Source organism: Sporosarcina sp. So3-204 (assembly GCF_058068165.1).
This window is the reverse complement of the sequence record NZ_CM176485.1, coordinates 2,732,103-2,746,047: the sequence shown is the minus strand read 5'-3', so window position 1 is coordinate 2,746,047 and position 13,945 is coordinate 2,732,103. Positions and strand designations below refer to the sequence as shown.

Here is a 13,945-nt window from a genome sequence, read left to right as displayed (position 1 = left end):
TTTATTAAATAAATCATTCGTTTTTCTGAATGTCATATTGAATCGTTAGAAACGGAATGCCGATAATCTTCATGCGATGCTTAGCAGTAAGTTTGCCTTCTTTAGTTTGACTGACATGAAATATTTCTTCAAGTGGTAATTTGAATAAGTGATTTGACTTAGTTGATAAGTAAACACCAGCGTCCGAAAGAAATGAAGAGTTACGTTTACTCGTTAATTCCAAATCAAAGCCAACTTGATTTAACTCTAGAATACCAATCATTGATGAAAAAGGGAGTGGAAGAGCGATATTCATATAAGCACGATCATCACGAATATGTGCTGAATAAAGCGCGACAAAAGCTGGCTTGCCATTAATTTTCCGCATCCAGGCGCGTACACTATCTCTGCCATCGACTTCATCACGGAGTGGGTAAATATTTCCCGTCATTTCAATTTGCTCATCTGTTAAAGGTAAATTAATTTGTTCCACTTTCTTACTGAAAAAAGAATAAAAATAGGCAAGTGGTTTAAACCATGTATGCCATTTCACTGAAGCGAAAAGAATATAGTCACTAGTGTTTTCATAAAAATCAATAATACAAGGCGATAATGTCCTGCAGCTAATATGCGGTTCATAAATATGCATCGAATCAATTAATCCACGTATTAAAGGTTTGTTATCATGTTTTAAATTCTCCAATACTTTTTCGCCAATTACACCGTTTCCCCTTATCTGACTAAGCGGGAATTTAGGGTGAACATATACAGATGGTGGTAGAGCCAATGCCCAGCCAATAATTCCAAGTAGGGCAAAAGCAATACAATTTAGCAGTCCGTGGAAACGCAGCATAAAATCAATTGAAACAGAGATAAGTCCAAAGCCATTACCAAGTGCATATAGAAATGAGAAAATAATTGTCACGCATAAAGATAAAAAAGAGGCTATGATGAACATTTTTTGAAACTTGTTTTTGATAGGTGTTTTTATTATTAAATAAATTAAACTATACAATCCGATTATGTATAAAATAACTGACAGCAGTTCAACCCATCTTGAAAAAGTTATTCCAATTGCAACGATCATTGGTGAAATCAATAAAATTGAACAAATGACAGTATATGATGGATGTTTTTTAATTCTCCCAAGCAGTCCTAAGAATATGGGGAGTAAAAACGCAGAGTAATGAAAATGAATCGCAGTTAACCACGTTAGAAGAGGACTAAACCCTGTGTTAATACCTGCTTCAAATGCGAAGTACCATGCACCGCCTAATGCTAAATAAATGAGCCCACAATCAATAGCGAATTCCTCAAAATTCGTAAATCCTCTTTGGAAAAAACGAGTAATCCCGTAAAACGCGATGGCGATTGTAAAGACTAGATAAATCCCTGCTAATAACACATCCCATTTTGTCGTAGATGTCATTTGCAATATAGCAATTGCGAAGTAAGCAGGTACGGCAAAATAATAATAATTTGATGCAAACCAATCATCTTTTATTACAATCATTCGAAGAACGAATGGCACATATAAAAGTTGAGCAATTGTTAATAGTAAAAAAGGCCATGCATTCAAGCTGAGAAAAGCCACAAATGTAAATAAAACAAAATGCACGATTATAAAAAGTATATTAGTCATCAGCGATAAACGTCCCTTCATAAGCAAAGAGTATTCCGATAAGTGGATTTCGTACGGTGACAGAAATTTCATATTCGGCGGTTTCAGTATTATAGAATTCTGTGACAGTAGCCAATCCTTGAAAGATTTTGGGAAGGGGAATTTCAATTTTTCCAAGAACAAGCCTTTGACTTAAGGAAGTGATCATAAGTAAGCCTTCATTAGATACTGAAAAAGCCAAATCAGAATAAATAGGAGCGGGCTCACCTAGATAGTCTTCAATTACAAGTCGCTTGGCATCAAGACTCATCAGTGCATTGAAATATCTTTTCTTCTTTCCAAAATGAAATATTCTTTCCCAGTGAACTTGTTGTTCACCATTCTTACCGAAAAAAGCAGTGTTTTTTATTGTAAATGGAATATCTTTTCCGGATTCTGGGAAGAGCAGTTTGAACGGTATTCCTATAAAGAAAATAGGAGCAAGCCACTTTGGACCACATTTTATTTCAGTCATTACTCCAGAAGCTTTGAAGTTAGTCCCTCCTTTTAAATCATATCTTTTTTGAAGCATAGGATGGAGACGATTAAAGTTATCCCCCAAAACCATTTTGTATATAGACATAGTTTTGCATCACCTTTCACGTTTACAACTTTGCGCTGAAGGTATTTCTTTGCACTGCATCCGTCCAATAGCTGAGAGAACAAAGAGTACTATATTAAATGTTACAGGGTTAAACGGATGTAGTGCAGTTGCTGGAGCCGTGAGCACAGCAGCAATCGTAAGTAGTGGAAATACAATGAGCTGAAATGTGAAAAGATGTTGTTTTCGACGATAAAATAGCCACAATAAACCGAATAGTACTTCCAACGTACCAATGGTAAAAACGACAAGGGTAATATTACTTTCAGAAAGTGAAAAGGCATTTCCTACCATCAAACGTTCTTCTGGATGCATGGCAATTATTTTTGGAATTAAACCTTGATAAATCCAAATGAAAGCAAATAAAAAAGTACTCATCATTGTACTGAAAAATCGTAAGTATTGTGACCGCGGTGCTTCTCCTTTTTCAAGCCACCTTTTGAGTACATCAAAACTAAGTGCAGTAGTCCAGCCAATCGCTGGTCGGAAAATAAGTTTATCCACAATTTGACCGATTCTTCCATGATTCACGTCGTAATTATATTGTGTTAAAAATTTAACATGGTTCTCCTGCGGTTCATATTTCCAATAACCTCTACCTTCTCGAATGGGTGAAAGTCTCTGACTCGTACCGAATTGAAGAGAGGATGACCTATTACCATCGTCTTTATTATGAACACCAAGACTTTTCCCCCATCCTTGAACTTTGTAAAAAGGGCCAACAGTTCTTGTGTAAGTAAATTGTTGAGCATCGCCCGCTTCTTTTGGTAAGTATGTAATAGAAGAAAACCTAAGATCCCATTGTTCATGCAGTTTTGGATTTTGAGTTGCTTCCCAGATTTTTTCAATGGAAGCCTCTATAGGAATTTCTACATAAATTGGTTTTTGCTTCATTTTAAACACCTCACAGTCCCTTCATTATACAACGAATATGACCTCTAAATGTTGCAATGACTATACTTTATTATTACAATGCAGTTATATGTATATTAATTCGGATTAGGAGTTGGGTTAATAAATGAAACTCTGGGGCGGAAGATTTAAAAAAAGTGAAGACCAAATAATGGAGCAATTTAACACATCCTTACCTGTAGATTACCGTTTATATCGTGAAGATATCGCTGGAAGTTTGGCGCATGTCACAATGCTCGTTCACTGTGATTTAGTCACACCTGATGAAGGTGAACTACTTGTTGAAGGACTAAGATCAATTTTAGCCGATATTGATAGTGGCAAGTTGAATGTGGAAGGCGATTATGAAGATATTCATTCATTTATAGAAGTGAATTTAACTTTACGAATTGGCGAGACGGGCAAGAAATTACATACTGCAAGAAGTCGGAATGACCAAGTTGCAGTGGATATGAGGCTATATGCGAAAAATCAAGCGGATGAAGTAAGTGATTCACTTCAAATGTTGATTGAATCATTGGTCAAAAAAGCTGCTGCGAATAATGTTATTATGCCAGGCTATACACATTTGCAACGTGCACAGGTCGTAACGTTCGGGCATCATCTGGAAGCTTATGCAAAAATGTTCGGTCGGGATAAAACACGAATTGAAAATGCAAAGGAAATATTAGATGAAAACCCACTTGGTTGCGGCGCACTTGCTGGAACGACGCATAATATTGATCGTGAAGTAACAACAACGCTTCTTGGATTTGCGAAGCCTGTAGATAATTTCTTAGATGGTGTAAGTGATCGCGATTATTTATTGGAATTAATGTCCGATTTCTCGATTATTATGATGCACTTAAGTCGCTTAAGTGAAGAACTCATATTATGGAGCAGTCAAGAGTTTCAATTTATTCAAATCGACGATGCATATTCTACTGGAAGTAGCATCATGCCTCAAAAGAAAAATCCAGATGCCGCAGAATTAATTCGTGGTAAAACGGGCCGCGTATACGGATCGTTATTTTCTTTATTAACGACACTTAAAGGACTACCGTTAACTTATAACAAAGATATGCAAGAAGATAAAGAACAATTTTTCGATGCATTAGATACGGTGATGGATTGTCTTGAAATTATGTCTAAAATGATCGACACTTTACATGTAAACGCTGATAATATGAAAGCTGCAATAAAAGCTGGATTCTTAAACGCAACTGAAGTGGCAGATTACTTGGTTAGTAAAGGGACGCCTTTCCGCGATGCGCATACAATCGTTGGGACTTTAATCATTTATTGTGAAGAGCAAGGTAAAGCTATTGAAGACCTAACCATCGAAGAATTAACGAAGTTTAGTGAGCAAATCACGGATGATATATATGCATACATCGACTATGATAACTTACTTACAAAAGGGAATAAGACTTTGATGAAGAATAATATAAAATAAATTCAGGAAGAGCCAATCATCTATTGATTGGCTCTTTTAACATCTATGTAAAATAGTTTTGTGTATTTAGTTACAATGCAACGTATTGTTGAAACCTCGCAACGTTTCTGTACGAGTACACAACGAATCGTGGAAACCTAGCAACGTTCCTGGAACAATGCAACGTATTGTTGAAACCTCGCAACGTTTCTGTACGAGTATACAACGAATCGTGGAAACCTAGCAACGTTATTGGAACAATGCAACGTATTGTTGAAACCACGCAACGTTTCTGTACGAGTATGCAACGAATCGTGGAAACCTAGCAACGTTCCTGGAACAATGCAATGTATTGTTGAAACCTCGCAACGTTTCTATACGAGTACACAACGAATCGTGGAAACCTAGCAACGTTCCTGGAACAATGCAACGTATTGTTGAAACCTCGCAACGTTTCTGTACGAGTATGCAACGAATCGTGGAAACCTTGCAACGTTCCCGGAACAATGCAACGTATTGATGAAACCTCGCAACGTTTCTGTACGAGTATGCACGTATCGAGCAAACCTAGCAACGTCATATATGCCCGAACCTTTTTCTGTCTTTTAAAATAAGATGGAATATAAAGTAGGGAGTGTGTTCGGATGGCCTGGATTATAATTCTAGCATTTGCAATTTCATCGAGTATCGATAATTTAGCAGTGGGAATTACTTATGGCGTACGGGATATTGTTATTGGAAAACGTGAAAATATTTTGATTGCGGTAATTTGTTTTCTAATGAGCATCGCAAGTATTACATTAGGGATTTGGCTTACTACTATTCTTCCGGGGAAAGTACCTATAATTATGGGTGCGTTTTTATTGTTTGTAATTGGTATTCGAGTTATTCTTTTGGCGAATCCGAAAAAGAAAGAGAATAGTGTTCAAAGTGAGCAACTTAATAGTAATAAAGAGATATTGTATAATCCGGAAATGGCGGATGTTGATAAATCAGGTGATATTGGTTGGAAGGAATCTATTTTTCTAGGCGTTGCTTTATCTGCAAACGCATTGACGAACGGACTTGGTGCAGGATTACTTGGTTTTTCGCCCCTAGCTATTTCATTAGCAGCAGCGATTGGCAGTTATTTTAGTATATGGGCTGGCGTCAGACTAGGAACTAGACTAGCTACAATTCGGATAGGTAAATTTACTGTTGGTCAATTCGGAACATTACTTAGTGGTCTAATCATCGTTGTAATTGCAATCACTGCATTTTTCTAAAAGTACCGGTGTTGACATTTTGTCAATATATATGTAGCATACAAACTTATATCGTTCAATTATTTAGTTAATTATGCAATGATTAAAGCTGACTACTAAAAAGTGATTCATTTGGGAAGGATACTACTAAATGTTGAAAATAAAAAACAATCATCAACTTGGACTTTTATTAAAGGAAACCATTCAGAAAAAAGCTTTGTCCATGCGAATGTTAAGTGAACTGACTGGCATAGATACTGCGACAATATCACGCATAATTAACGGAAAGCGTAATGCTAATTTAAATCATATTAAATGTTTATCTGAACATTTAGGTATCCCTATAGTTCAACTATTGGATGCAGCGGGTTACCCAATAGAGGAACCACTTAATAAACAACAAATAGATATTCATACTTCCGTTGATATGATCGAGGATTTTCTAAAGGCTTCAGATGTATATGACCAACCATTTTCTATCAAACATGTCAAATCGTCGTTAGCGGATTATGAAAAGTATGCACAAACAGAGGAAGGCAGCGATGTCATTATAAATAGCTTTGATGAAAAACTTGAAAATGTAGGAAGTGATGGGCCATTTATTACCCAATTGAAAGGGCTTTTTCGTAGTTTTCATTCAAAGAATCTGTCACGTTATGAATTTGCCTTAGTAGGCAGTGCGCTTTTATATTTTATAATACCGCTAGATGTCATTCCTGATACGATGTTTCCAATAGGTTATTTAGACGATGCAATTGCGGTGAAGCTAGTTGTGACTACACTGGCGAATAAAGGAATGACAATTGATTTGTAACAAACATTTTAGTATAGGTGGTTCAGTGGATGAATAGAACTGAGAGAAACAAGTCGAAGCGAAAGCGAAAATGGTATCTGCTCTTAATCGTTCCAGTCGTTTTAGTTGGAATAAGCATCTATTGGGTCACGCAATATAACAGCGGATTATTAGCTGCAGATGACGGTTTATATAAGGAAGACGGTGCGGAATTTGAACCATTTGAAGGAGTAGAACCACAATTCGGTGAAATCAATATTGTATTAATTGGCAGTGATGCAAGGGGTGAGGAAAGTGGTCTGTCAGATACGTTATTAATTGGCCATTATAACCAAAAGACGAATCAGGTGAAGCTTGCTTCAATTATGCGAGACATTTATGTAGATATACCAGACCATGGCAAACAAAAGATAAATGCAGCTTTTTCTAAGGGGGGTCCAGAATTAGTGCGAAGAACTATTAAGGAAAATTTCGACGTGGATGTACATTATTACGCGGTTGTAGATTTTCAAGGTTTCCCTAAGATTGTCGACCTAATTGCGCCTACGGGGATAGAAGTAGAAATACCTTATGAGATGTCACACGGAATTGGCATGACTCTAAATCCTGGTATCCAAACTTTACATGGTGATCAGTTATTAGGATATGTTCGTTTTCGACATGATCGCAAGAGTGACTTTGGACGAGTAGAACGTCAGCAGGAAGTGTTATCAAAAGTGAAAGACAAAGCCGTAAGCGTTAATAATCTGGTCAATCTGCCTAAAATACTTGGCCTGACAGATCCTTATGTGGATACTAATGTCGATAAACGAACCATTCTATCGATAGGTAAGGGATTGTTGGTCGGCAAGTCTGGAAAAGTGGAAACATTACGCATTCCGATAGAAGGCTCGTTTGAGGATGATCGAGTTGCTGCGGGTGCTGTGTTACGCATAAATTTTGAAAAAAATAAAGCTGCACTTAAGCAATTTTTATCGGATGAAATGATTGAGAGTGAGACGGATTCGGAAGAAGTAACACCTTAGGAGCATAAAATACAGCAACGGATCATCAAATTTAAAAATATTCACCAGTTTGCTGGAAGAAATAGTTTGGTAGCTAATTATTAATAGTAGCTTTTTCATGACATTATCCACTTGATGTGAGAGAAAGGGCGATCATCACATTATGTGTAACGTTATATTTATTGGGCAACAGATTCACGTGGTTTATTAATTTGTTTACAAGGTCTACATATAAAAAACATATTAATTTATGCTGAACCAACTCGTTATAACATGAGTTGGTTTTGTTCTGTTATGTCAATTAACCAAAAGACTGTTTTCACAAAATAGTCTATTAACGTGTATGATAGATAGACAGTTAAAACTTAATAAATGAAGGGAATGCTGCACATGAAAAAGTGGGAACGGTTTGAAGAATTTGTTCATAAAATCATGATTGAAGAAAAAATTCCAGGTGTTGCCGTTGCGCTTTCTGAAAATGGTCAAACAATCTATGAACGTGGTTTTGGAACAAAAAATATCGGAACGAATGAACCTATTACAACGGATACAATATTTGGGACGGCATCTATTACGAAATCATTTACTGCGTTAGCAATCATCAAGCTCGTTGAAAAAGGTAAGTTACAACTAAATGATCCAGTTAACAAGCATCTTCCAGGGTTTCACGTGAACGACAACATACAAATTCACCATTTACTGTCACATACAACAGGGTTACCAACGATAGCACGGAAAGAAGAGCTTCCAGATTTATACGCACATATCGCTTACTTAAATGAAATCGATTGGAAACCTTTAGGTAAACCAGGTGACTATTTTTGCTATCATAATGACAGTTTTATACTTCTAGGTGCAATTATTGAAGCGGTAACAGGTGAAGATTATAAAAAACTCATAACTGAATTAGTCTTTACGCCACAAGGTATGAGCCGAACTACTTTTGAATTAAATGAACTTGAAAGACTTGGGAATGTCACGACACCATATGTTATTGAAAATAAGCAACCTACAGAATGCCCTTGGCCATCACTTGGAAATTATGCGGTTGGTGGTGGTATTCGTTCGACAGTCACTGATTTATTAAAATACGGTAAAATTTATGTTGATCCAACAAATAGGTATACTGAACATATGACGAAACCTATTCACCGAACACATGGAAATAGTTCCTATGGTTATGCTTTTCAAATAACACCGAATTATGAAGGCGTTACACTGGTGGAGCATGGTGGGGGTCAGGCTGGCGTTTCATCTAACTTTGGGTTTATTCCAGAGAAGGGGATTGTCGCAGTCGTTTTGACGAATATTAGACAAGTGAGCGCGGATGCGATTTGGTTAGCCGCGATTAACACGGCACTTGGAATACCGCTTACTCGGAAAAAGTTTATTGCACCTCACTATGAACTAAATCAATTCCAATTGGCAACATTTCTTGGTACGTATGAAACAGGAGATGGTTCTAAAGTGATTATTTCATTTTGGAATGGCTCTTTACAAGCGGAGGTCGATGGTGAAATATTTGTGCTTAGGGCTAGTAATCGTGAAATACTTATTATAATACCAAATGAAAAACCAATCCGGTTCTTTTTTTACGGAACAAGTGAAGCGTGGGCATTATTACTTGGTCTAAGAATGTTTGTGAAAAAGATATAAAGGAGAGCGTATATGAAGCCAACGATTGGTATTCCAATTGATATTGGTAATGAAAATAAATATCAAGTAAATGAGTCATATGTCAATGCGGTTATTCGTGCTGGAGGTATACCTGTTTTAGTACCGGTGGGTGTTCAAGAAGATATCTCACGAATTCTTATGATTATTGATGGTTTATTGCTTACAGGTGGTGGTGATATTGACCCGTATTTATTTGGCGAAGAGCCTCATCCACTGCTAGGTAAAGTATCTCCGAGGCGTGATGCTGTCGAGATTGCATTATTACGGGAAATGCTACATCAAGATAAACCTGTTCTTGGCATATGCCGTGGTCTTCAAATCTTAAATATCGCATGTAACGGAAGTGTTTATCAGGATATTCAAGCCCTTCATCCAACTCCTGTCAACCAACACCTTCAAAAAGGTATGCAAAATCAAGTATCACATAAAGTTCAAGTAGAAAAAGGCTCTTTGCTGGAATCAATTACAAATGCTGCATCTATAAAAGTAAATACCTTACATCATCAAGCTGTGAAAGCTATTTTTGACCCTCTTGTAATTTCAGGGTATGCAAGCGATCGGATTGTCGAAGCGATAGAAAGTAATATTCACCAATTTGTTTTGGGTGTACAATGGCATCCAGAGGAGCTCGCTATAAATGGTGATGAGGTCTCACTAAGAATTTTTGAAGCATTTATAGAAGCATGTCTACTGAAAAAAAACGAGCAGTCTAATTAAATTAGACTGCTCGTTTTCACCAAAATCAATTAGCATGTAAATACTAAATTATCTTCTTTTAAACTTACTCTTTCGATTTGATTGAAGGCGTTGCATTCGATTTTCTATTTCGCTTTTCATATCATTTGTCTTATTTTCATCTATGACGAGTGAGTAAATTTCATCTTCTTGGATTGAAGCGAGAAACCATGTTCCTGCCGAGCTCCCATTAGGAAGGTCGGTTTTCTGTACATAAAATTCCTTTTTCAGCTCTTCAACAATTAAAAGTGCCATTTCGTTATCTGTAAATCGGTCTAGATAAGCTGTATACATTTGTTATCCTCCTATACAGGCGACACCTTGCGCTTTAATATCTTCAATACGTGCAGGGCCAATGCCTTTTATTTTGGATAAATCATCAAGCGTAAGAAAAGGTCTTGCATCAATTAACATTTTAGAACGATCAGGTCCGATATGGATAATATGCTGAATTACGCTTTCGTCGTCTTCGTTAATATTTACGCAGTGGTTATCTGTAACAGCTTCTGTTTCTTTAATTTCTTCAGTTGGTACTGGTTTTTCAGGAAGCGTACCATGTTTCATTGTTTGAATTGTATAGGCGACACCGTCCGTTTCGACTCGGATTGTTCCGTGTATGTCAGTTCCATAAAGGAGCGTGTTATTCGCTTCAATGCGGTCAACGACTTCTTGGTCAGGATGTCTGTATTGATTGTCTACACCTGCAGAATAAATAGCGACTTCAGGATTCACAAGTTTAAAAAATGATTCTGTTGTAGATGTCTTAGACCCATGGTGACCTACATGAAGAAAATTGGCTTTTAAATTAACACCAAGTTGTACCATTTCAAGTTCAGCCTGTGTTTCACCATCACCAGTAAAAAGGAAAGAAACAGCGCCGTATTCCATACGCATGGCAAGCGAATTGTCATTTGTACCCCCGGACAAGGAACTAGGGTGCAGAATCTCGACTTCAAGTGGTCCAATGTCAAAAACTTCACCTACTAAAGGTTCATAATAATCGACCCCATTATGTTCAATAGCGGCTAAGGATCTATTAAATATGTCGGAATTTGAAGTATCCCCGTTCATCCAAACTTCATCTACATTAAATGTTTCAATTATTTTATCTAGTTGACCAATATGATCAGCATGTGGGTGAGTTATTGCAATAATATCAATCGCTGTAATATTTTCAGACTGTAGATATTGAACAACGTCCGTTGTACCCCAATTTCCTGTATCGATGAGCATAGTGTAATCGTTATTTTTGTCGCTGAATTGAAGTAATGTTGCATCAGCTTGGCCAACGTCTATATAATGCACAACCATATTTGATAATGGTTTGTCTAGTTGTTTAACAGCCTCAGAAACATCTAGCTTTTCTTCAAGTTCCACTTTAATATCTTCTAAATTAGAAGTTTCCTCGTGCAAATTATCCTGGTCAATTTGGACATTTGTGGTAGGGACCTTTTCTTTGTTAACGGTCGTTTGATTGGTATTATCAGGTGTACAAGCTATTAAAACGAGTAAGGTAATCACTAGATATAAATAGGCGACTATTCTTTTAGGCATTTTATTCCTCCTAGTCTTTCTCAAAATCCCCTATTAATCCAGTATATCAGATGATTTTAATTTAAACCTATATCTTATTAATTTGGTGAAGTGGGAATGTTCTATCAAATGAAAAATGTCGAAAAATGTCGTATTATAAGTTAGGGAGGAATCTTAAGAATAATTATTCTTTTTAAATCCACATTGTAAAACTGCATTCCCGTGCTATACTAAAAACAATATAATAGCATTTACTCATATAATCGCAGGAATATGGCCTGCAAGTTTCTACCGATTTGCCGTAAACAAATTGACTATGGGAAGCAGCGAGATGATGGACCCTTACCCTCTTAATTAAAAGTGGATTGGTTCTCTTTTCGATTCCATTCGGTTGATAAGCGCGAATGATTTTGCTCCACTCATAGATTGAGCGGTAGCTGAATCATAGGCTTATTTTTTTCTTTTTAAAAAGCATAATTATAAAGGGGAATAATAAAATGAAAATGTTGAAAGATAAAATTATACAAGATGGAAAGGTATTATCTGATACCGTTTTAAAAGTAGATACATTTTTAAACCATCAAATCGATCCACCACTTATGCAAGCAATAGGGGAAGAATTTGCTGCTCGATTTAAAAATGATGGTATTACGAAAATATTAACGATTGAGTCATCAGGAATTGCGCCTTCTATGATGGCAGGACTTATTTTAGAAGTGCCTGTAATTTTTGCTCGGAAAAGAAAGTCATTAACCCTTATCAATGATCTTTACACAGCAAGTGTTCACTCATTTACAAAGAATGAAACGAATGATATTTCTGTGTCCAAAGATTTTATCAAAACTGGAGATACGGTTATGATTATCGATGATTTTTTAGCAAATGGCCAAGCGGTTCTGGGTTTATTAGATATAATTGAACAAGCGGGTGCTACACTTGCTGGTGTTGGAATTGTCATTGAAAAAGGTTTTCAAACAGGTGGCGCTGAAATTCGTGAGCAAGGTATTAGAGTAGAATCCCTTGCGAATATTTCATCAATGAAAGATGGTCAAGTTACTTTTTTTGAGGAGGTCCTCCCAGAGTGAAGGACAATTTGAGAGCGTCCGCGTTAGGGTTTCAACACGTCCTTGCAATGTATGCAGGTGCAGTTCTTGTCCCATTAATTGTAGGGGGAGCAATTGGGCTTACACCTACACAATTGACATATCTCGTTTCGATCGACATATTAATGTGTGGTGTTGCGACACTTCTTCAAATCATGAATACTCGATTTTTTGGAATCGGTTTACCCGTAGTGCTAGGTTGTACATTTACTGCTGTGGGTCCAATGATTGCGATTGGTGGAGAATATGGAATCTCAGCCATATACGGTTCAATTATTGTGTCTGGATTATTCGTTGTCGTCATTAGCCGTTTCTTCGGTAGCCTAGTTAGATTTTTCCCGCCGGTTGTGACGGGTTCAGTTGTTACGATTATTGGAATTACACTTATTCCGGTTGCGATTACAAATGTAGGCGGCGGGCAAGGTGCTAGTGATTTTGGGTCTTTGGCAAATATTGGTCTTGGATTTGGAACATTACTTTTAATTATTTTAATTTATAAATTCTTCACTGGTTTCGTTCGTGCCATTTCAATCTTAATTGGTTTAGTTGTAGGAACGATTGTAGCTTCATTTATGAATATGGTTGATTTTTCAGCGGTATCGGATGCATCGTTTGTACATATGGTTGTACCTTTTTACTTTGGCCCACCGACATTTGTCGCACCGGCAATTATTACGATGATTCTTGTTGCGATGGTGTCTCTTGTAGAATCAACAGGTGTTTACTTTGCATTAGGGGATATATGTGAAAAGGATATAAAGCAAAAAGATTTAGAAAAAGGCTATCGTGCAGAAGGTATTGCAATTGTACTAGGCGGTATTTTTAACTCACTACCTTACACAACGTTCTCGCAAAATGTTGGATTGCTTCAAATGTCCGGAGTACGCTCAAGAAAAGTTATTGCGATTGCCGGCGTTATGTTAATTATGCTTGGTTTTATTCCTAAAATTGCGGCGATTATGACCGTTATTCCACCTGCGGTATTGGGCGGCGCGATGGTTGCAATGTTCGGCATGGTTATTTCTCAGGGGATAAAAATGTTGAGTAAAGTAATAGCTGAATCTGAAGAAAATGCGATGATTATAGCTTGTTCTGTCGGAATTGGTTTAGGTGTGACAGTTGTACCGGATTTATTTGCAAAACTTCCGACTAGTTTGCAAATTTTGACGAGTAATGGCATTGTCGCTGGTAGTGTTACGGCAATTGCACTAAATATTGTTTTTCATATGATTCCACAACGTAAAGCAACACCTACTCAATTAGCTAAACAAAAAGTATGAAAAAATGGCT

13 protein-coding genes and 1 riboswitch are annotated in these 13,945 nt (G+C 36.9%); of the genes, 8 read left to right on the top strand and 5 right to left on the bottom strand.

Going from position 1 to position 13,945, the window contains the following annotated elements; genetic code table 11:
* Nucleotides 1–13 precede the first annotated feature (13 nt).
* The 3 genes from AC3RV6_RS13450 to AC3RV6_RS13440 are packed head-to-tail and all read right to left on the bottom strand — an operon-like array spanning nucleotide 14 to nucleotide 3,134.
* Complete coding sequence (locus AC3RV6_RS13450; protein ID WP_489746542.1) at nucleotides 14–1,621, bottom strand: YndJ family protein; 1,608 nt, start codon at nucleotides 1,619–1,621, stop codon at nucleotides 14–16.
* The gene (locus AC3RV6_RS13445) at nucleotides 1,614–2,222 is read right to left on the bottom strand and encodes a DUF4166 domain-containing protein (protein ID WP_489746541.1); all 609 of its coding nucleotides are present in this window, start codon (nucleotides 2,220–2,222) and stop codon (nucleotides 1,614–1,616) included. The genes AC3RV6_RS13450 and AC3RV6_RS13445 overlap by 8 nt, the downstream gene beginning before the upstream one ends.
* Before the next feature lie 9 nt (nucleotides 2,223–2,231).
* Complete coding sequence (locus AC3RV6_RS13440) at nucleotides 2,232–3,134, bottom strand: DoxX-like family protein (RefSeq protein ID WP_489746540.1); 903 nt, start codon at nucleotides 3,132–3,134, stop codon at nucleotides 2,232–2,234.
* Between the two features lie 124 nt (nucleotides 3,135–3,258).
* Here AC3RV6_RS13440 and argH point away from each other — a divergent pair, with 124 nt between their 5' ends.
* The 6 genes from argH (at nucleotide 3,259) to AC3RV6_RS13410 (ending at nucleotide 10,001) form a co-directional block, all read left to right on the top strand.
* Nucleotides 3,259–4,587, top strand: a complete 1,329-nt coding sequence (gene argH / locus AC3RV6_RS13435) for an argininosuccinate lyase (protein ID WP_489746539.1) — start codon at nucleotides 3,259–3,261, stop codon at nucleotides 4,585–4,587.
* Between the two features lie 623 nt (nucleotides 4,588–5,210).
* Entirely contained in the window at nucleotides 5,211–5,831 is a 621-nt protein-coding gene (gene ytaF / locus AC3RV6_RS13430) for a sporulation membrane protein YtaF (protein WP_489746538.1), read from the top strand.
* A 130-nt stretch (nucleotides 5,832–5,961) separates the two neighbouring features.
* A complete protein-coding gene (locus tag AC3RV6_RS13425) occupies nucleotides 5,962–6,624 on the top strand; it encodes a DUF1232 domain-containing protein (RefSeq protein ID WP_489746537.1) in 663 nt (220 codons plus the stop codon).
* Nucleotides 6,625–6,653: 29 nt separating this feature from the next.
* Nucleotides 6,654–7,628, top strand: a complete 975-nt coding sequence (locus AC3RV6_RS13420; RefSeq protein ID WP_489746536.1) for an LCP family protein — start codon at nucleotides 6,654–6,656, stop codon at nucleotides 7,626–7,628.
* A 369-nt stretch (nucleotides 7,629–7,997) separates the two neighbouring features.
* Nucleotides 7,998–9,263, top strand: coding sequence for a serine hydrolase domain-containing protein (locus AC3RV6_RS13415; protein WP_489746535.1), 1,266 nt, complete (start codon nucleotides 7,998–8,000; stop codon nucleotides 9,261–9,263).
* A 12-nt stretch (nucleotides 9,264–9,275) separates the two neighbouring features.
* Nucleotides 9,276–10,001, top strand: a complete 726-nt coding sequence (locus AC3RV6_RS13410) for a gamma-glutamyl-gamma-aminobutyrate hydrolase family protein (RefSeq protein ID WP_489746534.1) — start codon at nucleotides 9,276–9,278, stop codon at nucleotides 9,999–10,001.
* Nucleotides 10,002–10,049: 48 nt separating this feature from the next.
* On the opposite strand, the gene AC3RV6_RS13405 is transcribed toward AC3RV6_RS13410, so the two are convergent.
* Nucleotides 10,050–10,313 carry a DUF3006 domain-containing protein gene (locus AC3RV6_RS13405; protein ID WP_489746533.1) on the bottom strand — a complete coding sequence of 88 codons (264 nt, stop codon included), beginning with the start codon at nucleotides 10,311–10,313 and terminating at the stop codon, nucleotides 10,050–10,052.
* 3 nt (nucleotides 10,314–10,316) lie between these two features.
* Nucleotides 10,317–11,573: an MBL fold metallo-hydrolase gene (locus AC3RV6_RS13400; RefSeq protein ID WP_489746532.1), complete on the bottom strand. Its 1,257-nt coding sequence runs from the start codon at nucleotides 11,571–11,573 to the stop codon at nucleotides 10,317–10,319.
* Between the two features lie 214 nt (nucleotides 11,574–11,787).
* Nucleotides 11,788–11,889, top strand: a riboswitch (purine riboswitch).
* Between the two features lie 160 nt (nucleotides 11,890–12,049).
* Between AC3RV6_RS13400 and AC3RV6_RS13395 the strand changes: the two genes are divergently transcribed.
* Together AC3RV6_RS13395 and AC3RV6_RS13390 are read left to right on the top strand one after the other, a co-directional pair.
* Nucleotides 12,050–12,637 carry a xanthine phosphoribosyltransferase gene (locus AC3RV6_RS13395; protein ID WP_489746531.1) on the top strand — a complete coding sequence of 196 codons (588 nt, stop codon included), beginning with the start codon at nucleotides 12,050–12,052 and terminating at the stop codon, nucleotides 12,635–12,637.
* An 8-nt stretch (nucleotides 12,638–12,645) separates the two neighbouring features.
* A complete protein-coding gene (locus AC3RV6_RS13390; RefSeq protein ID WP_489749258.1) occupies nucleotides 12,646–13,935 on the top strand; it encodes a nucleobase:cation symporter-2 family protein in 1,290 nt (429 codons plus the stop codon).
* Nucleotides 13,936–13,945: the final 10 nt, after the last annotated feature.